The sequence below is a fragment of the Pseudarthrobacter humi genome (assembly GCF_024294965.1).
Classification (GTDB): domain Bacteria; phylum Actinomycetota; class Actinomycetes; order Actinomycetales; family Micrococcaceae; genus Arthrobacter; species Arthrobacter humi.
On the sequence record NZ_JANCLV010000016.1, the window covers coordinates 21267 to 44685 of the forward strand.

Below are 23419 nucleotides of genomic sequence, written 5' to 3' on the forward strand. Positions count from 1 at the left end.
CTCTCCTACAAGCCGTATTTCTCCAGGAGCCGCAGCCACACTTCGCTGACCGTGGGAAACGAAGGCACCGCATGCCACAGCCGCTCCAGCGGGACCTCGCCCACCACTGCGATGGTGGCCGCGTGCAGCAGTTCGCCCACGTCCGGGCCCGCGAAGGTGGCGCCGAGCAGGACCCGCCGGTCCTCGTCCACCACCAGTTGCGCCCAGCCTTCGTAATGTTCCGAATGCAGGGACGAACCTGACACTTGGATTGGCAGCTCCACGGACGACACGTTGTAGCCGTCCCGCTTTGCCCGCTCCACCGAGCGCCCCACGGCCGCCAGTTCGGGATCGGTGAACACCACGTTGGGTACGGCGTGCTGGTTGGCGGTCTGGGCGTACCGGCTCCAGGCCGCGGGGGCGCCGCTGAGCTCGCCCTTGGCCCGGGCCGCGATGGCGTCGCCGGTGGCCCTGGCCTCGTACTTGCCCTGGTGCGTGAAGAAATTTCTGCCTGCGGCGTCGCCAACAGCGTAGAGCCAGGGATCCTGGCCTTCCTCGTCCGGGAGGCCCTGGACTAGTCCAGTGGAGTCGGTGGTGAGTTTCAGCGGCTGCCCGTCTTGCGCCTCGAAACCCAGGCTTTCCAGGCCGAGGCCTTCGAGGGCGGGATGCCGGCCTGTCGAAACGAGGACCTTGTCCGCAGTGACGGTGGTGCGGCCGTCCGGCGTCTGGTCCTTAAGTGTGAGGGTGAACGTGCCGTCGTCGTTTTCCCGAACACTTTCGGTGGACGTGTTAAGGCGGACCGCCACGCCGTCCGCGCGCAGCCCCGCGACCACAAGTTTGCTGGCCTCTGCGGGGAATGTGCCCAGCAGGCCGCTCCTGGCCACCAGCGTCACGTCCGAGCCCAGGCGTGCGAAGGCCTGCGCCAGTTCGCTGCCCGCTACGCCTCCGCCGATTACAGCCAGGCGCTCCGGCACATCCTTGGTCGAGGTGGCTTCACGTGTGCCCCAGACCTGCAGGTCCGCCAGCCCGTCGATGGGAGGGATGGTTGGCGTGGAGCCGGTGGCGAGTACGACGGCGTGACGCGCCTTCAGCTCGTAGGTGTTGCCGTCCAGCCCGGCTACTTCAACGGTGCGCGGCTCGGTAATCCAGCCGTGGCCACGGACCAGCTCAATCCCGGCACCTTCCAACCACTTCACCTGGCTGTCGTCCTGCCAGTTTGCGGTGAAATAGTCCCGGCGCTTCAGGACTGCCGCTGCATCCAGTGTCAGCGTGACGGCTTCCGCTGCGCCGGGTACCGACTGTGCGCCGTGCAGGGCTGTGCCGGGGCGGAGCAGGGCTTTGGACGGTATGCAGGCCCAATACGAGCATTCGCCGCCCACCAGTTCGGCTTCAACAAGGACGGCCGTCAGGCCGCCCTGGACCACGCGGTCGGCGACGTTTTCCCCCACGGCACCAGCGCCGATCACAATGACATCGAATTCACGTTGCAGCGTTTCAGGCGTCATTCGTCCAGCCTACGCCCGCCTCGCGGGCGGCGGGGAGCGCCGTCGTCGTCATTCCGGTGACTGCAGAAAGGCGTGACTTAAACGACAAAAGGCCCGTACCGGCGAACCGATACGGGCCTTTCTCTGTGCGCCCAGAGGGATTCGAACCCCCGGCCTTCTGTTCCGTAGACAGACGCTCTATCCAGCTGAGCTATGGGCGCATTTTGTGTTTCGCGGAGTTTCTTGCTCCCCGAACCTCGAATTACTTTACGCGAGGGTGGCCCGGAGTACCAAATCGAGAAGCATGTAATCTAGCCGACTAGACCGGTCTAGGTGACCTTCGTCACTTAAATACAGCCGTTTGTGCGTGGTTTTCCTTGAATTTGCGCGGTTTTCGGCTCCAACGATCACGAACGTGCACCACTGACCTCCCATGACGCCCTTGGGCGGCCAATAGCATTTAGTCCACACCGATGACCCCGAGAAAGGGAACCGCAATGGGCGATCTCGCACGACTGCCGCTGCTTGAGAAAGCACCCACCACGCATGCTGGCCTGCTGGCATGGGTCGAAGAGGTTGCTGGACTCACGCAGCCCGACCGGATCCACTGGGTTGACGGGTCCGAACAGGAAAACACGCGTCTGACCGATGAACTCGTCGCAGCAGGAACGCTGACGCGCCTGAACCAGGAGCTCTTCCCCAACTCTTTCGCTGCATTCTCTGATCCCGCCGACGTTGCCCGTGTGGAAGAGCAGACTTTCATCTGCTCCGAGAAGGAGCACGACGCCGGCTTCACCAATAACTGGATGGCCCCGGCCGAGATGAAGGAAAAGCTGCGTGGGCTGTTCGCCGGCTCCATGCGCGGACGCACCATGTACGTCATCCCGTTCGTGATGGGACACCTCGACGCTGAGGATCCCAAGTTCGGCGTGGAGATCACCGACAGCGCCTACGTTGTTGCCTCGATGCGCATCATGGCCCGCATCGGCACCGACGTGCTGGACCGCATCACCGAGACCAACGCATTTTTCGTGCCGGCACTGCACTCCCTGGGTGCGCCGCTCGAAGCCGGCCAGGCTGACGTGCCGTGGCCGTGCAACCCGGACAAGTGGATCGTTCACTTTCCCGAGGAGCGCTCCATCTGGTCCTACGGCTCCGGCTACGGCGGAAACGCGCTGCTGGGCAAGAAATGCTACGCCCTCCGCATCGCCTCCGTGATGGCCCGCGACGAAGGCTGGCTGGCTGAGCACATGCTCATCCTGAAGCTGACGTCCCCGGAGCAGAAGACGTACTACGTCTCGGCTGCCTTCCCGTCCGCCTGCGGCAAGACCAACCTCGCGCTGCTTGATCCCACCATCGAAGGCTGGAAGGTGGAGACGCTCGGTGACGACATCACCTGGATGCGTTTCGGCAAGGAAGGCGAACTCCGCGCCGTCAACCCCGAGGCTGGCCTCTTCGGCGTCGCTCCCGGCACCGGCTGGGGAACCAACCCCAACGCGATGCGCGCCATCGCCAAGGGCAACAGCATCTTCACCAACGTTGCGCTGACCGACGACGGCGGCGTGTGGTGGGAGGGCATGACTGAGGAAGTGCCCGCTCACCTGACCGACTGGCAGGGCAACTCCTGGACCTCGGATTCGGACAAGCCGGCAGCCCACCCCAACTCGCGCTTCTGCACGCCGATCGACCAGATCGACATGCTGGCCGAGGAGTACCACAGCCCGAACGGTGTGGAGCTTTCCGCGATCCTCTTCGGCGGCCGCCGCAAGACCACCATCCCGCTGGTGACCGAGGCGCGCAGTTGGTCAAACGGCATCTTCATGGGTTCCACGCTGTCCTCCGAGACCACTGCCGCGGCAGCTGGTGAGGTGGGCGTAGTCCGCCGGGATCCGATGGCCATGCTGCCGTTCATGGGCTACGACGCCGGCGACTACCTGAACCACTGGGTCAACCTGTCCGCCAAGGCCAACCCGGAGCGCCTGCCCAAGATCTTCCTGGTCAACTGGTTCCGCCGCAACTCCGAGGGCGGCTTCGCCTGGCCCGGCTTCGGTGACAACGCCCGCGTCCTCAAGTGGGCCATCGAACGCCTCGAAGGCACGGCTGACGCCGTGGAGACCCCCATCGGATTCGTTCCCACCGGCGATGCGATCGACCTCAAGGGGCTGGACATGACGCCTGCACAGGTCGAAGAAGCAGTCCGCGTCGACCCGGCCGAGTGGGCCACCGAACTCGCGTCCATCGAGGAGTGGTACGCCAACTTCGGCGAGTCCCTCCCGGAGGCGCTGAAGTCCGAGCTTGCCGGCCTGAAGGCCCGCCTGGGCTAAGGTCCAGCGCCTCCACACCACAACGCGGGGTCACTCCTTGCCCAATAAACCACCGTTTATGGGCAAGGAGTGACCCCGCGTTGCTGCTTAAAGTACGACGGCGGCCCCGCACCTTCTGCGAAAAAGGAGCGGGGCCGCCGTCGTTGGCTATTTAGCTGGCGAGCCAGATGTCCGGTCCGAAGACCTCGTAGTGGATCTTTGTGGCGGGGATGCCGGCGTTGATGGCCTCGTTGCGGATGTGCTTCATAAACGGCAGCGGACCGCACAGGTACAGCGACGCATTTGCCGGCAGGTCCACTTCACGCAGCGACATAAAGCCTGCGTTGGAGCCGGCCTGCGGTTCTTCCAGCCAGAGCTGAAGGTCGGCACTCTTGAGGCGTTCGACGTCGTCCGTCATCTGGGAGCGCAGCGCCCAGGACTCCAGATCGCTTTCCGCGTGCAGGACCAGGACCTGGCGGTCCGAGCCGGCTTCCGCGAGGGAGCGCAGGATGGACGCGGTGGGCGTGCAGCCAATGCCGGCGGAGGCCAGGACCACCGGGCCCTCGCCTTCCTTGAGCGTGATTTCACCGTAGGGGTTGGAGATTTCGAGGACGTCGCCCACCTGGACGGTGTCGTGCAGCACGGGCGAGACTTCGCCGCCGTCGTCCTTCTTGGTGGTGAAGCTGCGGCTCGTGCCGGCGTCGCCGGAGAGCGAATACTGGCGGACCTGGCGCAGCCCGTCCGGGAGGGTGACCTTGACGCTGACGTACTGGCCCGGCAGGGCGGAAGTGATGGGGGTGTCGTCGGCCGGTTCCAGGGTGAAGGTTATCGAGCCGGTGCCGGCGGGGGTCTTGGCGGCGACCTTCCACGGGCTCCACATCGTGCCGTTGGCCTGTGCGGCGTAGAGGCCCTTTTCGAGTTTGATCAGGGCGTCCGCCATCAGCCAGTAGACCTCGGTCCAGGCCTCGGCGATTTCCGGTGTGATGACCTCGGCCAGGTCTTCGGCGATGGCGGCGAAGAGGTGCTCGTAGACCACCTGGTACTGGGGTTCGGTGATGCCGAGGGAGGCGTGGCGGTGGGCGATGCGGGCGAGTACCGTCTCCGGCAGGGTGCCGGGGTTGTTGACCAGGTGGGTGGCGAAAGCGGCAATGCTTCCGGCCAGGGCCTGCTGCTGGTTGCCGTTGCGCTGGTTCGAGCGGCTGAAGAGCCCGTCCAACAGCTCCGGGTGCGCCGCGAAGAGCCGGGCGTAGAACTTGGGGGTGATTTCGCCGATCCGGGAACCGACCAACGGGAGGGTGGCCTCAATGACGGGGCGGGATTTGTCCGAGAGCATGCGTACTCCTGAGGTAGGGGCCCGGGGCGTACATCCGGACCGCGGTCAATACATGTATTTGAAATACAAGTATTTATACTTAAGTTCTACACTTCGTAGAAGAGATATCAAAATTGGGGACTACGGATCCGGAAATGCCCGGGCTGCAGGGGAGCCGGGAGTCAGAGCCCCGGGCGGAGCCCGATCGCCTGGAACACGGGCGCCATCTGGCGGGATCCGGGAAGGGTGGACACCACGATGTCGTCGAGTTCCCGGTAAAAGGCTTCCCGGGCGCGCGAGAGGGCGCCGCGAAGCCGGCATTCGTTGATGAGTGGGCAGTCGCCGTTCAATGAATGGCAGTCCGCCGGATCCACCCGGGTGTTCAGGAGCCGCAGCAACTGGCCCACGGTGGCCTTGCGTCCGGCGTCGTTGAGCCTGGAGCCGCCGTTGCGGCCGCGTTCGACGTCGATCACGCCAAGTTCACGGAGCTTTGCCATGGCCTTGCTGACGTGGTTGTACGGGGTGCCCACGGCGTCGGCGATGCTCTGCGTGGTCAGCAGGTTGCCGTCAGGGGCTGCGGACAGCACCATCATGGCCCGCAGGCTCACATCCGCGAAGGCATTGATCTTCATGTCATCAACCCAGTGGAGGTCTAGTCCACCCAGACGGTGGGTTCGCTGGTGTCAGCGGCGAGCTGGCCAAACTCCCATTCGTGCGTCCCGGTGTTGGCGGCGTAGGGGAGGACCGCGGCGAAAACGGATCCGTCGCGGTGTTCAGCCGCTACATGGATGGCATCTGTTTCTTCCTCGACCAAGAGGATGTCGCAGACAATTGCGGCCGCCCGGAAGTCAGCACGGTTCTGCCGGAGCAGTTCGGTGAGGTCGCTGATCATCGTGTCCGCGTCGAAGTCCCCGTCGGAGCCTTCCTCGGCATCAGCCGGCGTGACAGCCACCAGCCGGACTTCGCCGTCGTTCTCGACCACCAGTGCGAACGGCAGGAAGCCACCGTTTCGCTCGAGCTGCTCCTGGGCTGCGCCGACGCCCGTGCCCAGCAGGTTTTCCAGGTCGGTGGCCGAGGCCTCCGGAACGGAATCCCGCCACGAAGCCGCGGCCGGGCCGTCCGTGGCTTCGCGGGCCACTTCCGGCTTAGCGCCGGACATTGGAGAGCACGCGGTCGCGGACACGTTCCATCGTGGCCCGGTCAGTTGCTTCCACGTTCAGGCGGAGGAAGGGCTCCGTGTTGGACGGGCGCAGGTTGAACCAGAAGCTGCCGTCATTTGCCGTGAAGGTGCTGCCGTCCATGGTGTCCACGGTGATGTCCTCGGCGGCAAAGTCGGTGCGGACGCGCTCCACGGCTCCGGCCTTGTCCTCGATTTCCGAGTTGATCTCACCGGAGGAGACATACGGCTCGTACTCGCGGCCGAGCTCGGACAGCGGACCGTCCTGCTCGCCGAGGGCTGCAAGCACGTGCATCGCCGCAAGCATCCCGGTGTCTGCGTTCCAGAAGTCGCGGAAGTAGAAGTGGGCAGAGTGCTCGCCGCCGAACACGGCACCTTCCTCAGCCATGACTGCCTTGATGAAGGAGTGGCCCACGCGGGTGCGGACGGCGCGGCCGCCGTCGTGCTCTACCAATTCCGGCACCGCACGGGAGGTGAGCAGGTTGTGGATGACGGTGGGCGTGGCTTCGCCCTGCGCCTGGGCGCGGGCGATTTCGCGCCGGGCCACCATGCCGGTGATGGCCGACGGCGAGACGGGCTCGCCCTTTTCGTCTATGACGAAGCAGCGGTCGGCGTCGCCGTCGAAGGCCAGTCCGATATCGGCGCCGTGCTCAATGACGGCGGCCTGCAGGTCGCGGAGGTTTTCCGGCTCGAGGGGGTTGGCCGGGTGGTTCGGGAAGGAGCCATCCAGCTCGAAGTACAGGGGGATGATCTCGAACGGCAGCTTGGGCAGGAGGGCGTTGCCCAGCACCGCCGGTGTGGTGAGGCCGGCCATGCCGTTGCCTGCGTCCACAACTACCTTGAGTGGCCGGGATCCGGAGAGGTCCACAAGCTGGCGGAGGTACTCGGAGTAGTCCTTCAGGACGTCGTGGACGCCGATCAGGCCGCGGGCGGGGGCCACCGGGATGGATCCTTCGTTGAGGTACTTCTCGGCCAGTGCCTGGATCTCTTTGAGGCCGGATTCGGAGGAGATGGGCTGCGCGCCGGCCTTCGACATCTTGATGCCGTTGTATTCGGCAGGGTTGTGGCTGGCGGTGAACGTGGCGCCGGCGGCGTTGAGGGAGCCACAGGCGAAGTAGAGCTCATCGGTGGAGATCAGGTCAAGGAGCTTCACGTCGGCGCCGCGGGTGGCTGCGCCGTCAGCGAAAGCCTTGGCAAACTCGGGGGAGGAGGGACGCATGTCGCCCCCTACCAGGATCGTCTGGCCCTCCAGTTCCAGGACATCAACAAACGCGGCGCCCACGGCTTCGACGATTTCAGCGGTGATGGATTCACCCACGATGCCCCGGACGTCGTAGGCCTTGAAAGATGCCGAGAGGTCAAAAGTCTTTGTCTGTTCGCTAGTCACGGGTTTTATCTTACGTGGAGCCGCGGACGTTCACGGTTGTCCACATACGGCCGTCCCGGCTTTTTGGGTGTCGGTGGGGGCTGGGATACTGAATCAATGGTCGATACCCAGAACGCCGCCCTTCTTTCCGTTTCCCCTGGCTTGCCGTCCGACACAAAAAGCCAGGCACTGGAGGTTCTCCGCGAACTTGTGGGGCATCCTGCGGCGGATTTCCACGACGGACAGTTTGAGGCCATTGAAGCACTGGTCGACGGCGGCCGGAGGGCTTTGGTGGTCCAGCGCACCGGTTGGGGAAAATCGGCCGTGTACTTTGTGGCGTCCCTGCTGCTCCGGCGCCGCGGCGCCGGCCCCACCCTGATCGTTTCGCCGCTGCTCGCCCTGATGCGGGACCAGGTGGCTGCCGCCGCCCGCGCCGGAGTGCGTGCCGTGGCCATCAACTCGGCGAACCAGCTGGACTGGGACACCGTCCGGGAACAGCTCGCCGCCGATGAAGTCGACGTGCTGCTGGTTTCGCCGGAACGGCTCACCAACCCGTCCTTCCGCGAGAACCAGCTGCCGGAGCTCATCCGGCGGACAGGCCTGCTGGTGATTGACGAGGCACACTGCATTTCGGACTGGGGCCACGACTTCCGGCCGGACTACCGCCGGATCGCTGACCTGATCACCCAGCTGCCGGAGTCCGTTCCGGTCCTGGCCACCACCGCTACGGCCAACTCGCGCGTGGTCCACGACATCGAGGAACAGCTGGGCGCGGGCGTCCTCACCATCCGCGGAACCCTTGGCCGGGATTCCCTGCGCCTGGGTGTTCTGACCCTCCCGAATTCCCGCGAACGGCTGGGCTGGCTCCTGACGCACCTTGCCGATCTGCCCGGCAGCGGCATCATCTACACGCTGACCGTCTCCGCCGCGGAGGACACCGCCCGGCTTCTCGCCGAAGCCGGGCACACAGTGCAGGCCTACACCGGCAGGACCGATCCCGCGGACCGTGAGCGCGCAGAGCAGATGCTCAAGGACAACCAGGTCAAGGCGCTGGTGGCCACCTCGGCGCTCGGTATGGGCTTCGACAAGCCGGACCTTGGCTTCGTCGTCCACCTCGGGGCACCGTCCTCCCCGGTGGCGTACTACCAGCAGGTGGGCCGCGCGGGTCGTGGCGCGGCGAACGCGGATGTGCTGTTGCTGCCGGGTTCTGAAGACCGGGATATCTGGCAGTACTTCGCCACCGCCTCCATGCCGTCCGAGGAGAAAGCCACAGCGGTGCTGACTGCGTTGGCTGAAGCCGGCACGGCCGTGTCAACGGTGGCGTTGGAGGCCCGGGTTGATCTCCGCCGTACCCCGCTGGAGCTGCTGTTGAAGGTCCTGGCCGTGGATGGCGCCGTGGAACGTGTCGGCGGCGGGTGGCGTTCCACCGGCCAGCCCTGGATCTACGATGCCGAGCGTTACCGCCGGATCGCCGAGGCCAGGGTGGACGAGCAGGACTCCATGGTGATCTACCAGGACACCGCCGGGTGCCGGATGGAATACATCACCTCGGTCCTCGATGACGAGACGGCGCACGCCTGCGGGAAGTGCGATAACTGCGCGGGCCGCTGGTTCCGGGCCGACATCGCCGAGGACGCCACGGCAGCGGCGGGTCAGACCCTCACCCGCGCCGGCGGTGTCCTGGAGGCACGGCTGCAGTGGCCCAGCGGCATGGACCGCCTGGGCGTTCCGGTCAAGGGCAAGATCAAGCCTGACGAAGGACTGGCGGACGGCCGCGTGCTGGCCAGGCTTACCGATCTCGGCTGGGGCGGGGCGCTGCGGGAACTCTTTGCGGCCGGCGCCGCAGACCGTCCGGTGGATCCTGCCATGCTCCAGGCCTGTGTCCAGGTCCTGCGGGAATGGGCTACCGGTGACGGCCGGAACCCGGGCTGGAGCGGTGCAGGACGGCCGGCCGCGATCGTCAGCATGCCGTCCCGCAGCAAGCCTGAACTGGTCCGCTCCCTTGCCCAGGGAATTTCGGAAATCGGCAGGATCCCTTACCTCGGCGAGCTGGACCTGGGCCACGGCGGACCCACCGGAAGCCGTGGCGGCAACAGCGCGTACCGGTTGGCCGGTGTTTGGGACCGCGTGAAGGTGGGCCCGGAGCTGGAGGCCGCCATGGCAACACTTCGCGGGCAGGGCGTGATGCTGATCGACGACCTCGTGGACAGCAGATGGACCGTTACCGTGGCTGGACGCGCCCTGCGCCAGGCGGGGGCGGGGGCTGTCCTTCCGCTCGTGCTTGCCCAGGCCGGCTGACCTCTGCGCCGGCGTGCCGGTGCAGTGACAGGCTGTCCGCCGTACTGAAGAGCATCAGGACGGCCATGGTGAGGAAAGCCCCGCGGAAGGGGCCAGCGTGATCTGCGGGGAAGGCCGCCACGCCGTCGAAAACCCGGATCAGCAGGGCGCCAACAGCGATGCCGGCGCCCGCGGCGAGCTGCACCAGGGTCGCCGACACGGAGTTGGCCGAGGTCAGCTGGAAGGGTGCAATGTCCGCGTACTGCACCGACGCGTAGGCGGAGAAGCCGATGGAGCGGAAGGCCCCGCTGCACACCAGCAGGGCGAAGATCAGGGCCTGAGGCGTTTCCGGAGTGAGCAGGGCGCACAGTGCGAAGCTCACCGCCGATGCCAGGGAGCCGAAGACCAGCATGGCCCGGAAACCAAAACGTCGGATCAGGGGGGTGGTGGCCGGCTTGATGCCGATGTTGCCGATGAACACGGCCGCCACCATGATTCCGGCGTGCAGCGGTGACCAGCCGAAACCGGTCTGGAACATCAGGGGCAGGAGGAACGGCACCGAACTGATGGTCAGGCGGTAGACGAACCCGCCGGTGGCCATGGCCCGGAAGGTGCGGGTGGAAAAAACACTGAGATCGAACAGAGGGTTCTTGGCCCGCCTCATCCACAGCACGGCGGCCGCGAGGGCGCATACCCCTGCAACCGCGCCGATAGCTGCCCATGGCCCGTCGGGGTGGGCGGTGGCCAGTTCCAGGCCCACCACCAGGGCACCTACGCCGGTGGTGGTGAGGAGCAGGCCCAGCCAGTCGAGCCGGCGTGTCCTGTCTCCGGTGCCGGCTGGTACCAGACTGAGTGCCGCGATGAAGGCGGCCGCGCCCAACGGCAGGTTGATGAGGAAGATCCAGTGCCACGACAGGTAGGTGGTCAAGGCGCCGCCCACCAGCGGTGCCAGTACGGGCGCCAGCAGTGCGGGCCACACCAGGAAGGCCGTGGCGCGCAGGAGCTCCGATTTGGGTGTGCCGCGCAGAACCAGGAGTGTTCCGACCGGAACCATCATGGCCCCACCGGCGCCTTGCAGGATCCGGCTCAGAGTCAGCACGGTCAGGTCAGGGCTGACGGCGCAGGCCAACGAGGCGAGTGTGAACAGGGCAATCGCGAAGCAGAATACCTTGCGGGCCCCCACGCGTTCGGCAAGCCAGCCGCTGAGCGGGATTCCCATGGCCACGGTCATGAGGTAGGCCGTCATGGTGATGTTGACGTCGGCGGCTGGAACGCCAAAGTCGCCGGCGATGTTGGGGATGGCGGTGGTGAGGATAGTGCCGTCCAGGAACTCCATAAAGAACGTGGCAGCCACCAGTAGCGCCAGGCGTGGATTCCACGCCTGGCTTGTGCTGGTTTCCCCGCCCCGGGAATTGCTAACTGCCATTCCACCATCCTGCCACCGCCGCCCCGGGAGAAGCCTCCGGCGTCCGCACGCCGGACCGCCAGCCCAGCCCACCCGGACCCCGCCCATGTAGGTCGCAGCAGATGTCGTTATGAGCGCTCATAACGACATCTGCTGCGACCTAGATTGGGTTTGGTGGGCTCAAAGCACTTCCCCAGCGAACGCAAAAGGCCCCGGTCCAGGACCGGGGCCAAACGCGGAGACGGGGGGATTTGAACCCCCGGTGGAGTTGTGCCCCACACTTCATTAGCAGTGAAGCCCATTCGGCCGCTCTGGCACGTCTCCAATGGCTATTACTAGCCCACCAAGGATACGCAGAACGGGGCACGCAGTGCAAAACGGCCCGTGAGCGCTTGTCTCAGCCTTGGCGCCTTGCCTCACGGTATGCCTCGCGCCGGGCCCAGGAACAGTGCCCCACGCTCAACCGCCTGCCAGTGTCCGCCATAGGAAGTGCTGGCTGCGGGCCTGCAGCGCGGCGGCCTGCCGGTTGTCCGAAGCTCCGGCGTGGCCGCCTTCCAGCGCTTCGTGGAACCAGAGATTCGGGATGCCCATCGCCTGCATCCGGGCGGCCATCTTGCGGGCCTGGACCGGTCCCACCCTGTCGTCCGACGTGGCCGTCCAGATGAATGTTTCGGGGTACTCCACGCCGTCCTTGAGCAGGTGGTACGGGGAGAAGGTCTTGATGTACTCCCATTCAGCCGCCACGTCCGGGTCGCCGTATTCGGCGATCCAGGAGTGCCCGGCGGAGAGTTTCGTGTAGCGCCTCATGTCCAGCAGCGGAACGCCGCAGGAGATGGCCCCGAAAAGTTCCGGGTAGGTGGTGAGCATGTTGCCAACCAGCAGCCCGCCGTTGGACCCGCCCACGCAGCCAAGCCGCTCCCGGGAGGTGACGCCACGGTGGACGAGGTGCTGGGCCACGGCGGCAAAGTCCTCGAAGGCGCGGTGCCGGTTTTCCTTGAGCGCGGCCCGGTGCCAGGACGGCCCGTATTCGCCGCCGCCGCGGATGTTGGCCACAACATAGACGCCGCCGCGGGAGTGCGCCGCCTCGCCGGGCCCGCCGGAGGTGGCGGTCCTGCGCTCGAGCCAAGCCCTGCCGACGGTTCCGCTGTACGCAGGGGTCCGGGAGACTTCGAAGCCGCCGTAGCCGGAGAGCTGCGTGGGGTTCTGCCCGTCCAGCACAAGGTCCCGCGAGGCCACCTGGAAGTAGGGGACCCGGGTGCCGTCTGCGGAGACGGCGAAGTGCTGCTGCACCTCGTACTGGCCGTCATTAAAGAACGACGGCGACGCCTTGACTGCCGCATGGCTGCTCACCACGCCGGCCGTCCCGGCAACGCCCCCGCGGGAACCAGCGGTCCCGGCAGGATCCCGCGTGAGGCTTCCGCGCATCAGTGTGCTGGGGGTGGTGAATCCGGTGGCGACCAGCCAGAAGTCGTCGCCCGCGCCGCCGTCGGACGGTCCTTCATCTTCATCGTCCACCGCGTAGGCGTTGACGTCGTGCAGCGGCGGGCAGGCATCCAGCAGCGACGAAGCCCAGGCGCCGCCGTCGGACGCGCCCCCGTCGGCCGCGACGCCGGGAACAGAGGGATCCAGCACCCGGATTTCGGACGAGACGTCCCGCAGCAGGTTCAGCAGCAGGAAATTCCGCGTCCAGCTCCACGACTGCAGCGACGTGTGCGCATCCGGCGCAAACAGCACCAGGAGATCCCGTGCCCCCGCAAGGTAGTCCTCGAACTTCGCGGCCAACAGGGACCCGGCGGGGTACGTGTTGCCCTCAACGGACCAGGCCTGCTGCGGCCGGAACAGGAGCCATTCGCGGTGCGCGCTGAGGTTCACGTCCGTCGGCGCGTCGATCTCGAGCCATGCGTCGTCCCAGCGGATGAACGTGCTGCGGTTGTAGAAATCGATGTAGTCCACGGCGAACGTGCGCTCAAAACCGGGGGTCGAGTCGTGCGCCACCACGGCCATCATGTGGTCCTCCGGCACCTCAAAAAGGCGGGCAGCCGCGGAGAGGGCCTCGCCACGCCGCAGGGTGACAGCCGTCCGGGCATACGAGGAGGCGGTCCGCGGCAGGTCCCCGGCCGTGGAGGCGACCAGCAGCGTGTCCGCGTCCAGCCATGAGACGTTCCCCTTCGCCGTCGGCAGGTCGAAGCCGCCGTCGGCCGGGTCAACAAAGGTGCGGGTACCGACGTCGAACTCGCGGTAGCGGTTGGCGTCGCCGCCGTCGGGGGAGAGCGCCAGCAGCGCGAGGCGGTACGGCTCTCCCGCGGCGGGGCGCAGGAACGTGGCACCGTGGAAAACCCACTCCTCACCTTCGGCGGCGGCGAGGGCATCCACGTCCAGCAGGACATCCCAGTCAGGGGAGTCCGTCAGGTAGCTTTCCCAGGTGGTGCGGCGCCACAGCCCCTTCGGGTTCGCCTGGTCCTTCCAGAAGTTGTAGTACCACTCGCCGCGCTTGCCCACCATGGCGATCCGGTCCGTGGAGTCCAGCACTTCCAGGATGCTTCCTTCCAGGCCTGCGTAATCGGCGTCCTCCAAAAGGTCCTCGGTGCGGGCGTTCTGCTCGCGGACCCAGGCCAGCGGTGCCTCGCCGTAGATCTCCTCCAGCCAGACGTTCTCATCAGTGGGTTCGGGGGCGGGCGATGAACCGGGCGCTTGATCAGCTGCAGTGGTGGTCATGCGCCCCATCCAAACAACATTTTCGCGCCGCAAGCAAGTCAAGTGCCTTGGGCTCATGCCGATACTCTGGATGCTTGGGTAAATCGAAGAGCATCCGGGCCGCCATCATCGGCGCCGGACCGCGGGGAACGAGTGTGCTGGAGCGTTTGCTCGCACACGCCGCCGCGTACGCCGCTGCCCACTCCGGCCCGGCATCCCTCCATATCGACGTCATCGACCCCTATCCGGCGGGTCCGGGGCACGTGTGGCAGCCCGGCCAGTCCCGGCTGTACCTCATGAACACCCAGTCCTTTTATCCCACGGTCATCCCGGAAGACCCCCGGCTGGCGCCGCCCGTCGCGGGCACCACGTTCGACCGCTGGCGGGCCCGGCAGCAGCGTGAGCCGATGCCGGCCCTGACGCTGGACGAGCGGTCCGAACTGGCTGCCTTGGGATCGCGGGACTTCCCCAGCCGGGCGCTGTACGGCCGCTACCTGCGCTGCACGATGGACGAGCTGACGGCAAAACTGCCCGACGGCGTCACCGTCAATTTCCACGAAACGACGGCCGTGTCGGTGCGCCCGTCGCGCGACGGAACAGCGGGGACGCCAGGGGACGGCGCCCCGGGGGACGGTTCTCAAGGGGACGGCACCCCAGGCGGGACAACCCTTAGTACCGGAACGTTCGACGTCGGACTCGCCGGCGGCGGTTCCCTCACGGTCGATTCCGTGGTCCTCGCCCTGGGGCACCTGGCGTCCCGGCTGAACCCGGAACAGCGGGAACTCCAGGCAGCGGCCGCTCAGCTGGGCCTGAGCTACTTCCCGCCGGCCGTCCCGGCGGATGTCGACTGGGCCGCGGTTCCGGCCGGTGAACCGGTCCTGGTCCGGGGCATGGGGCTGAACTTCTTCGACGCGATGGGCCAGCTCACGGAGGGCCGCGGCGGAAAGTTCATCGATGCAGGAACCCGGCTCGAGTATCAGCCTTCCGGCCAGGAGCCCCTGATCATTGCAGCCTCCCGCCGCGGCACCCCATACCGAGCCAAAGCCGCGCTGGCCGGCTACTACCCGGCGTCGGTCACGCTGCGGTACCTGACCGAGGCCGCGCTGGAGCGGTTCGCGGCCACCGGGATCCGCCCGGGTTTCGAGCACGATCTCTGGCCCCTGTTGCACCGCGACACCCTCTGGGCCTACTACTCCACCCTGGTGCGCTCGCAGCCGGCGGCCGTCCCCGATGCGTCTGAGTTCCTGGCCGCGCTGGAGGATGCGCTGCGGCCCCATGCCCACAGCGCCGCCAACTGGGAGGCCGCTGTCGAGAGCGTCCTTGCAGTGCACGTCGGGCCGCGGCACCGGCTCGATCTGCCGGGCCTCGCGTCTCCCCTGGCGGGCAGGTCCTTCGGATCGCGCGCCGAACTGGATGCCGCCGTCGTCGAGTACCTGCTCGATGACGCCCGCCGCTCCGCACTGGGCGAGGAGGATCCGGTGAAGATGGCCATCGGCGCGCTGCATCACGGGCGTGCCGTGCTGAAAACGGCAGTGGCCGACGGCGGCATCACCGATGAGTCCTGGGTGGCCGGCCTGCGTGGCTGGTTCGAATCGTTTGTGGAGGGCCTGGCCAGCGGACCGCCTGCGCTGCGCTCCGAACAGCTGGCTGCCCTTGCGCGCGCCGGCGTGGTCAGCTTTGTGGGGCCGGATCCCCGGTTCAGCGTGGACCGCCGGTCAGGCCGCTTTACCGCCGTCTCGCCCTGGGTGAACGGTCCGCCGGTGGCGGCGAAGACCATGGTGGAGGCCCTCGCGCCGGCCAACCGCGTGTCTGCGAACGATTCACCGCTGCTGGAACAGCTCCTCGCGGACGGGATGGTGCGGCCCCGGCTGATGATGACGGCGGAAGGTGCGCCGGTGCAGGCCTCGGGGCTGGACGTTTCGCCGCATCCGTACCGGCCGGTGGCGGCCAACGGCTCGGTCACGGACGGTCTGTATGTGCTGGGCCTGCAACTCTCGGCCACCCAGTGGGGGACGGCCATCGCCGCCGAAGCGCTCCAGCCGGGCGGCCCCACGTACGCCAGCGGGCAGCGGACGCTCCGCGACGCCGACGAAATTGCGCAGGCGATCCTCGGATACTGAGGATCCCGGCCGCAGCGAAATATTCGGCCTCGCGTCCCCTGAGTTTTGTCCAGGTAAACGCCCCTGAGCGTTCGGCAACGCCGATTATGTGGACAAAAACTCGGAAATGTTGAGCCGCCGTGTCCTGGCGTTGCGCTTGATGACTTCGCGCACCCCCGGTCCCGGACGATCCCAGGCGCATTGTTGCGCCCTCTTGTGGCGGATGACGCTGCGTTGCCTCATGCGTCCGGATTGCCCCGTACTACGCCCCATGGACGCCCGTGACCTGCGGTTTCCTCGCGTGAATGCCGCACTTTTGCCGCCCCTGCATCTCTGTTCTAGTGGTTGCCACAAGCCAGCCGGCCGGACCCGCATCACCGGTTCCACACCTCCAGCGCAGAAAGATCCAGCCATGAGATTCCGAAAGCCATCCGCACGAACCGCCCCCGCTGCAGGCAGGGCTGCAGTGCCTGCTGCAAGGAAGACTGCAGGCCCTGCGGCCGCCGTCGCCGTAGCCCTGTCGCTGTCGCTGGTGCTGACGGGCTGTGGCGGCGCAGCGACAGCGCAGTCCGGAGGCAGCGGCGGCGGCGCCGAAGTGAAGACCATCCGGTACCAGGGTTCGCCCAACAACGTGTCCCTGGTGGAAGTGGCGGAGGACCTCGGCTTCCTGGGCGACGTCAAGCTCGAGTGGGTCAGCAACACCACCAGCGGGCCGCAGAGCATCCAGTCCGTGGCCACGGACCAGACCGACATCGGGGGAGCGTTCACCGGGGCCGTCATCAAGCTCATCGAAGCCGGCGCGCCCGTCCAGGCCGTCATCAACTACTACGGCGAGGACAAGGAGACGTTCACCGGCTACTACGTGGAAGAGGGCAGCCCCATCAGGACAGCCCGGGACCTGATCGGCAAAAAGGTCGCTGTAAACACCCTGGGCGCCCACCACGAAGCGATCATCAACACCCACCTGAAGAACAGCGGACTGACGCCGGAGGAGATCAAGCAGGTCCAGCTGGTGGTGGTGCCGCCGAACGAAACCGAAGTGGCACTCCGCAAGAAGCAGGTCGACGTCGGCACGCTCGGCGGCGTGCTCCAGGACCGGGCGCTCGCCGAAGGCGGCGTACGGGCCCTGTTCACCGACGTCGGGGTGATCGGCGGACCGTTCGACGCCGGCCAGTACGTCCTCCGCAAGGACTTCCTGGCCAAGAACCCGGAAACCAGCCGCACTGTGGTTACCGGAATTGCCAAGGCCATCGAGTGGGAGCGCACCACGCCGCGGGAACAGGTGATCGCCAAATTCGAGGAAATCATCGCCAAGCGCGGCCGCAACGAGAGCACGGAGACGCTGAAGTACTGGAAGAGCGTGGGAGTGGCGTCGCCGGGCGGCCGGCTCCAGGACCAGGACTTCACCCGATGGGCCGACTACCTGACGTCCGCCGGAATCATCACCGGCGACCTGGACACCGAGAAGCTCTACACGAATGAGTTCAATCTGCTGGAAACGCCAGCACCGTCCGCAACCTCGAAAGGATAGAAGATGTCACCCAAAATCAGCCTCAGGAACGTCACCAAGGAATTCGCTGTCCGGCCGGGAAAAGGGGCGGGCAAGAACACGGAACCATCCGTCCTGACCGCCTTGGATGACCTCAGCCTGGACGTGGCCGCCGGTGAATTCCTCACCCTGGTGGGCCCCAGCGGTTCCGGCAAGACCACACTCCTGGATCTGCTGGCCGGCCTGTCACGCCCCACCTCGGGAAAGGTCCTGGTGGACGGCAAGGAGGTCACGGGGCCCGGCCAGGACAGGGCCGTTGTCTTCCAGCAGTACGCGCTGTTCCCCTGGCGTACGGCCTCAGCCAACGTCTCCATCGGCCTCGAGAACACGGGTCTTTCCAAGAAGGAAAGGGCGGCGAAGGCCAGCGAGTACCTCGATTTGGTGGGCCTTGCCGGGTTCGAGGACTGCTATCCGCATGAACTGTCCGGCGGTATGAAGCAGCGCGTGGCCATCGCCAGGAGCCTCGCCTATGAGCCGGACGTTCTGCTGATGGACGAGCCCTTCGCCGCCCTCGACGCCCAGACCCGCGAACAGCTCCAGGACGAGCTCCTGCGGATCTGGAAGGCCACGGGAAAAACCATCGTCTTCATCACCCACGGGATCGACGAAGCCGTCTACCTCGGCCAGCGCGTGGCGGTGCTCAGCGCCCGCCCCGGCCGGCTCAAGGAAATCGTGGACATCAACATCCCCGACCGCGACGGCGACGCGGACATCCGCTCGCATCCGGCCTTTGTGGAACACCGGCACCAGGTCTGGTCCCTGCTGCACGACGAGGTCCGCTTGGCCCAGGACTCCGGCCACCGGAAAATCCTCCCGGACGGCACCGCCCCCGATGAACAACCCCTCGAAAGGAGCGCGGCCTGATGAGCACTGTCTTGACCCGACCGCAGGACGCGGCTGCCGCCGTCGACCCTTCCCTAAACCCCGGAGCCACGCAGCCCGGACCCTCCGGACCGTCCGCTTCTGGACGCGGGCAACGCCCGACGCCGGCAGCCAGGTTGGGTGCCGCAGCCCGCCACGCGGGGCGGGCCGGCTGGAAATCGCTCGCGGTTGTCCTCTTCCTGGCATTGTGGGAAGTGGGTCCGCTGTTCCTGGCCAGCCCGGCCACCCGGGTCTTCCTGCCGCCGCTGCACGAAGTCCTGGCGGCCGGAGCCAGGCTCCTGGAGAACGGCCAGCTCCAAAGCCACCTCCAGGCCAGCCTGACCCGTTCGGTGTCCGGGTTCGGCATCGCCGTGGTGTCCGCGGTCGTCCTGGGACTCCTGATTGCCTGGTACGGCTGGCTGAATTCGTTCCTCAACCCGCTGCTGGAGCTTTTCCGCAACACGGCAACCCTGGCTCTGCTGCCGGTGTTCACCCTGCTGCTGGGCATCGGCGAGGAATCGAAGATCACCATAGTGGCCTACGCCGCGTTCTTCCCGGTCCTGCTGAACACCATCGCCGGCGTCCGGACCGTGGACCCGCTGCTGATCCGGGCCGCAAAATCCCTGGGACTGAACAGCTTCCGGCTCTTCCAGAAGGTGATCCTGCCGTCGGCGGTGCCCACGATCTTCACCGGCATCAGGATGGCCGGAACCTCCTCCATCCTGGTGCTCATCGCCGCCGAGATGGTGGGCGCCAAAGCCGGCCTGGGCTACCTGATCGTCAACGCGCAGAGCAGCTTCCTGATCCCGGACATGTACGCCGGCATCCTGACCGTCTCGGTGGTGGGACTGCTGGTCAACACCGTCCTCGTGGCACTGGAACGGCACTTCTCCGGCTGGCGGACCGCCGTCGGCTCGGACACCTGAGCGCCCAGCCGCCACCACTGAACCACCAAACGCACCACTGCCCCTTCTGAACTGCAAAGGAAACACCATGACCGTCATCACCGAAACCAAGCTCCAGTTCACCAAGCTCAGCTCACGCATCGGCGCCGAAATCCGCGGCCTGGACCTCAGCGCAGACCTGTCGCCGGACACCGTGGCGCAGCTCCGGGACGCCCTGAACACGCACAAGGCCCTGGTTTTCCGGGAAGCGAACATCCGCACCGACGAGGACCAGGTGCGTTTCGCCAGCCGCTTCGGCCCACTCACCAAAGCCCACCCCACGGTGGCCTCCGTGGACGGAAAGCCCGCGGTCCTGCCCGTGGACAGCGAAAACGGCAGTGCCAACAACTGGCACACGGACGTGACCTTTGTGGTGAACCCGCCGCAGGCCTCCACCCTGCGCAGCATCACCCTGCCGGGCTACGGCGGCGAAACCCTGATCGCGTCCTCGGCCGGGGCCTACCAGGACCTGCCGGAGGAGCTGCGGAACTTCGCCGACACCCTCTGGGCCATCCACACCAACGACTACGACTACTCCGTGCCCAAGAACCTGGAACACGCCAACGCCGACGAACGCCGCAAGGAGTTCACCAGGATCCACTTCGAATCCGCCCACCCCGTGGTGCGGGTCCACCCGCTGACCGGGGAGCGCGGATTGTTCATTGGGGGCTTCGCGCAGCGGCTGCGGATCGTTGGCCTGTCCAACACGGAGTCCAAGGACATCCTGCGCCTCCTGCAGGCCTACATCACCCGCCCGGAAAACGTGGTGCGCGTGAACTGGGAGCCGGACCAGCTGGTGCTGTTCGACAACCGCATCACCCAGCACTACGCCCCGGACAACTATGACGGCCAGCCCCGCCAGCTCAACCGCGTCACCATCGCCGGCGACCTTCCCCGCGGCGTCGACGGACGCACCAGCACCTCCATCAGGGGCGACTCGTCCGCCTACTCCGAGACCGTCGTCGTTCCCGAAACGGCTCCTGAAGCAGCCGGGGTTCTCGAAACTGCCGGGGCTCGCGCGTGAGTGCCATGGTTGGCGGGGCCAGGAAACTGCACCTGAACGCCTTCCTGATGAGCACCGGCCACCACGAGGCGTCGTGGCGCCTGCCGGAAAGCAACAGCTTCGCCGGCACGGACGTGGCCCACTTCCAACGGCTGGCCCAGACGGCGGAGCGCGGCAAGCTGGACTCGATTTTTTTCGCCGATTCCCCGGTGTTGCACGGAAACGTGGCCCAGCGGCCCTACGGCAGCCTCGAACCCACTGTATTGCTCGCCGCCATCGCTGCCGTCACCGAGCGGATCGGGCTGATCGCCACCGCGTCCACAACCTACAACGAGCCGTACAACCTGGCGCGGCGCTTCGCCTCCGTGGACCACATCAGCGGCGGCAGGGCGGGCTGGAACGTGGTGACCACGGCGGGGGACGCGGCCGCCAGGAACTTCTCCCTCGCCGGCCAGCCCGCCCACTCGCAGCGGTACGAGCGGGCCGCGGAGTTCCTGGACGTTGCCAAGAAGCTCTGGGACAGCTGGGAACACGACGCCGTGGTGGCGGACAAGGGCGCCGGCGTCTGGGCGGACACCTCGCGGGTGCATCCGGTGAACCACCAGGGCCCGCATTTCCAGGTGGAGGGCGGCCTGGATGTGCCCAGGTCCGTCCAGGGGCACCCGGTGATTGTCCAGGCAGGCTCCTCGGAGAACGGCAAGGACTTTGCGGCCCGGTACGCGGAGGCGGTCTTCACCGCGCACCAGACGTTGTCGGCCGCCCAGGACTTTTACGCGGACCTGAAACGACGGACGACGGCGGCGGGCCGGGACCCGCAGTCCATCAAGATCCTGCCGGGCATCGTTCCGGTCATCGGCGCTACGGAGGCCGAGGCGTTGAGGCTGGAACGCGAGCTGGACGAGCTGATCCTGCCGGAGCACGCGGTGCATCAGCTGGCCAACCTGCTGCGCGTCCCGCCGGAATCCCTGAAACTCGATGGCCAGCTGCCGGCCGGCCTCCCGTCGGAGGATGAGATCGAGGGTGCCAAGAGCCGTTACACGCTGGTGGTGAACCTCGCCCGCAGCGAACACCTGACCGTCAGGCAGCTCATCGGCCGGCTTGGCGGGGGCCGCGGGCACCGGACCTTCGCGGGAACGCCGGAGCAGGTGGCCGACGCCATCCAGCACTGGTTCCAGTCCGGCGCCGCGGACGGGTTCAACATCATGCCGCCCGTGCTGCCCTCAGGCCTGGAAGTCTTTGTGGACCAGGTGGTTCCCATCCTCCAGGACCGAGGGCTGTTCCGGCGTGAATACACCGGGCGCACGCTCCGCGAGCACTTTGGCCTGGCCGTCCCGGCCAACTCCTTTACCGAAGTCCGTGCACAGGTTCCGGACCGCGTGCCGCAGCCTGCCTGACACCCCGCCTGCTTAAGACCAACGCGGGGTCACTTCAGGCCTGATATTTCCTTCGGAATGGGCAAGATGTGACCCCGCGATGGTTGTAGTTACTTATGCGGTGATCTTGAACTTTGCACCGGGGGTCGGCCACGAGGCGAGGCGGCCGAACGGAGAGTCCTCCGGTCCTTCAATGAGGGTGGCTCCGAGCGAGACGGCCTTCTCAATCGAAGCGTCCGCACCTTCGACGTTGAGCTCATATCCGTTCATCTCGCGCGGCTTGCCACACGCCGATTGTCGCTCCGGTGGACCCTTGGCCGGTTAAACGAAGAAGCCCCGGTCCGCCATCATGTGGCGTACCGGGGTTCCATTCGCGGAAGGTAAGAGATTCGAACTCTTGGTACGGGGTTACCGCACACTAGTTTTCAAGACTAGCTCCTTCGGCCGCTCGGACAACCTTCCCTAACGAGTAGTGTTTCATAGGCAGTTGGCTGCAACAAAACAGAGTCTGCCGTGCGTCCGGTGCACACTGGTTCTGGGGCACGAATCAGCTAGAAAACGGGAGTTCTCCATGAAAGCCGTCTACATTGCAGAACCCGGTGGTCCGGAGGTTCTGGAAGTCCGCGAAGTGGACGCGCCGGTGCCAGGGCAGGGCGAGGTGTTGATCGATGTTGTCGCCGCCGGCCTGAACCGGGCGGACGTGCAGCAGCGCAGGGGCTTCTACCCGCCCCCGCCCGGCGCGTCCGAGATCCCGGGGCTGGAAGTCTCGGGGCGGATCGCCGGCTTCGGTCCCGGCGTCACCAAGGCATTCTCCGTGGGGGACAAGGTGGTGGCGCTGCTGGCCGGCGGAGGCTACGCGGAGCAGGTTGCGGTGCCCGCGGAGCAGGTCCTGCGGATTCCCGACGGCGTTGATGTGGTCACCGCTGCGTCGCTGCCGGAAGTCGCAGCCACGGTCTACTCCAATCTGATCATGACGGCGCAACTGCAGGCCGGTGAAACGGTCCTGATCCATGGCGCCACCGGCGGGATCGGCACCATGGCCATCCAGCTGGCCAAGGCCTTCGGCGCCAAGGTGGCCACGACCGCAGGGACAGCGGAAAAGGTCGGGACCGCGAAGGCCTTCCTGGGCGCGGACATCGCCATCAACTACACCGAAGAGGACTTCCCCGAAAGCCTCCGGCGGCAGAACGGCGGCAAAGGTGCCGACGTGATCCTTGACGTCGTGGGTGCCAAGTACCTGGCGCAGAACGTTGATGCGCTCGCGGACTACGGCCGGCTCGTTGTCATCGGCCTGCAGGGCGGGGCCAAGGGTGAGCTGGATCTTGGCCAGCTCCTGCGGAAGCGCGCGGCAGTGGTTGCCACGGCACTGAGGCCGCGCCCGGTGGCGGAAAAGGGCGCCATCATGAACGCCGTGCGCGAATCCGTGTGGCCCCTTATTACGGACGGCCGGATCCGCCCGCTGGTGGCCAAGACCTTCCCGCTGGACCAGGTCGCGGCCGCCCATCGGTATTTCGACAGCGGCGACCATGTGGGCAAGATCCTGCTGGTTATGTAGGCCGGGTAGATACTGAGTATTGCTTTGCGCCGCGAACT

At 66.5% G+C, this 23419-nt stretch carries 17 protein-coding genes and 3 tRNA genes; 9 read left to right on the forward strand and 11 right to left on the reverse strand.

The features are described 5' to 3' along the window. Positions 1 to 5: 5 nt before the first annotated feature. Together NFC73_RS17925 and NFC73_RS17930 are read right to left on the reverse strand one after the other, a co-directional pair. Entirely contained in the window at positions 6 to 1484 is a 1479-nt protein-coding gene (locus tag NFC73_RS17925; RefSeq protein WP_254752410.1) for a dihydrolipoyl dehydrogenase family protein, read from the reverse strand. 126 nt (positions 1485 to 1610) lie between these two features. Continuing rightward, positions 1611 to 1684, reverse strand: a tRNA-Arg gene (locus NFC73_RS17930). 276 nt (positions 1685 to 1960) lie between these two features. Here NFC73_RS17930 and NFC73_RS17935 point away from each other — a divergent pair. After that, positions 1961 to 3787, forward strand: coding sequence for a phosphoenolpyruvate carboxykinase (GTP) (locus NFC73_RS17935; RefSeq protein WP_254752412.1), 1827 nt, complete (start codon positions 1961 to 1963; stop codon positions 3785 to 3787). A gap of 151 nt (positions 3788 to 3938) precedes the next feature. Here the strand turns inward: NFC73_RS17935 and NFC73_RS17940 are convergent, their stop codons facing one another. From NFC73_RS17940 to NFC73_RS17955, 4 genes are all read right to left on the reverse strand, one after another. Continuing rightward, complete coding sequence (locus NFC73_RS17940; RefSeq protein WP_254752414.1) at positions 3939 to 5099, reverse strand: globin domain-containing protein; 1161 nt, start codon at positions 5097 to 5099, stop codon at positions 3939 to 3941. Between the two features lie 161 nt (positions 5100 to 5260). Beyond that, a complete protein-coding gene (locus tag NFC73_RS17945) occupies positions 5261 to 5710 on the reverse strand; it encodes an RrF2 family transcriptional regulator (protein WP_104173963.1) in 450 nt (149 codons plus the stop codon). 20 nt (positions 5711 to 5730) lie between these two features. Beyond that, on the reverse strand, positions 5731 to 6237 hold the full coding sequence (locus tag NFC73_RS17950) for a hypothetical protein (RefSeq protein WP_254752416.1): 507 nt from the start codon (positions 6235 to 6237) through the stop codon (positions 5731 to 5733). Next, positions 6224 to 7642 carry a phosphomannomutase/phosphoglucomutase gene (locus NFC73_RS17955; protein ID WP_254752418.1) on the reverse strand — a complete coding sequence of 473 codons (1419 nt, stop codon included), beginning with the start codon at positions 7640 to 7642 and terminating at the stop codon, positions 6224 to 6226. The genes NFC73_RS17950 and NFC73_RS17955 overlap by 14 nt, the downstream gene beginning before the upstream one ends. A 96-nt stretch (positions 7643 to 7738) precedes the next feature. Here NFC73_RS17955 and NFC73_RS17960 point away from each other — a divergent pair, with 96 nt between their 5' ends. Continuing rightward, on the forward strand, positions 7739 to 9919 hold the full coding sequence (locus NFC73_RS17960; protein WP_254752420.1) for a RecQ family ATP-dependent DNA helicase: 2181 nt from the start codon (positions 7739 to 7741) through the stop codon (positions 9917 to 9919). On the opposite strand, the gene NFC73_RS17965 is transcribed toward NFC73_RS17960, so the two are convergent. From NFC73_RS17965 to NFC73_RS17975, 3 genes are all read right to left on the reverse strand, one after another. Further along, positions 9843 to 11324, reverse strand: coding sequence for an MFS transporter (locus tag NFC73_RS17965; RefSeq protein WP_254752422.1), 1482 nt, complete (start codon positions 11322 to 11324; stop codon positions 9843 to 9845). The genes NFC73_RS17960 and NFC73_RS17965 overlap by 77 nt on opposite strands. Before the next feature lie 215 nt (positions 11325 to 11539). Beyond that, a tRNA-Ser gene (locus NFC73_RS17970) sits at positions 11540 to 11627 on the reverse strand. A 135-nt stretch (positions 11628 to 11762) separates the two neighbouring features. Beyond that, positions 11763 to 14018: a prolyl oligopeptidase family serine peptidase gene (locus NFC73_RS17975; protein ID WP_254752424.1), complete on the reverse strand. Its 2256-nt coding sequence runs from the start codon at positions 14016 to 14018 to the stop codon at positions 11763 to 11765. A gap of 74 nt (positions 14019 to 14092) precedes the next feature. Between NFC73_RS17975 and NFC73_RS17980 the strand changes: the two genes are divergently transcribed. The 6 genes from NFC73_RS17980 (at position 14093) to NFC73_RS18005 (ending at position 21847) form a co-directional block, all read left to right on the forward strand. Further along, a complete protein-coding gene (locus NFC73_RS17980) occupies positions 14093 to 16117 on the forward strand; it encodes an FAD/NAD(P)-binding protein (protein ID WP_254752426.1) in 2025 nt (674 codons plus the stop codon). Positions 16118 to 16562: 445 nt separating this feature from the next. Beyond that, positions 16563 to 17627: an ABC transporter substrate-binding protein gene (locus tag NFC73_RS17985; RefSeq protein WP_254752428.1), complete on the forward strand. Its 1065-nt coding sequence runs from the start codon at positions 16563 to 16565 to the stop codon at positions 17625 to 17627. A 3-nt stretch (positions 17628 to 17630) separates the two neighbouring features. Beyond that, positions 17631 to 18509 (forward strand): ABC transporter ATP-binding protein, encoded by an 879-nt coding sequence (locus NFC73_RS17990; RefSeq protein ID WP_254752430.1) that lies wholly within the window; start codon positions 17631 to 17633, stop codon positions 18507 to 18509. Further along, on the forward strand, positions 18509 to 19432 hold the full coding sequence (locus NFC73_RS17995; RefSeq protein WP_254752432.1) for an ABC transporter permease: 924 nt from the start codon (positions 18509 to 18511) through the stop codon (positions 19430 to 19432). The genes NFC73_RS17990 and NFC73_RS17995 overlap by 1 nt, the downstream gene beginning before the upstream one ends. Before the next feature lie 67 nt (positions 19433 to 19499). Continuing rightward, positions 19500 to 20474 carry a TauD/TfdA dioxygenase family protein gene (locus NFC73_RS18000; RefSeq protein WP_254752434.1) on the forward strand — a complete coding sequence of 325 codons (975 nt, stop codon included), beginning with the start codon at positions 19500 to 19502 and terminating at the stop codon, positions 20472 to 20474. 5 nt (positions 20475 to 20479) lie between these two features. After that, positions 20480 to 21847 carry an LLM class flavin-dependent oxidoreductase gene (locus tag NFC73_RS18005; RefSeq protein ID WP_254752500.1) on the forward strand — a complete coding sequence of 456 codons (1368 nt, stop codon included), beginning with the start codon at positions 20480 to 20482 and terminating at the stop codon, positions 21845 to 21847. 93 nt (positions 21848 to 21940) lie between these two features. Here NFC73_RS18005 and NFC73_RS18010 read toward each other — a convergent pair whose 3' ends face one another. Both NFC73_RS18010 and NFC73_RS18015 read right to left on the reverse strand, forming a co-directional pair. After that, positions 21941 to 22096: a VOC family protein gene (locus NFC73_RS18010; protein WP_254752436.1), complete on the reverse strand. Its 156-nt coding sequence runs from the start codon at positions 22094 to 22096 to the stop codon at positions 21941 to 21943. A 104-nt stretch (positions 22097 to 22200) separates the two neighbouring features. Continuing rightward, positions 22201 to 22288, reverse strand: a tRNA-Ser gene (locus NFC73_RS18015). 109 nt (positions 22289 to 22397) lie between these two features. Here NFC73_RS18015 and NFC73_RS18020 point away from each other — a divergent pair. Then, complete coding sequence (locus tag NFC73_RS18020) at positions 22398 to 23381, forward strand: NAD(P)H-quinone oxidoreductase (protein WP_254752438.1); 984 nt, start codon at positions 22398 to 22400, stop codon at positions 23379 to 23381. The last annotated feature ends 38 nt before the right edge of the window (positions 23382 to 23419 follow it).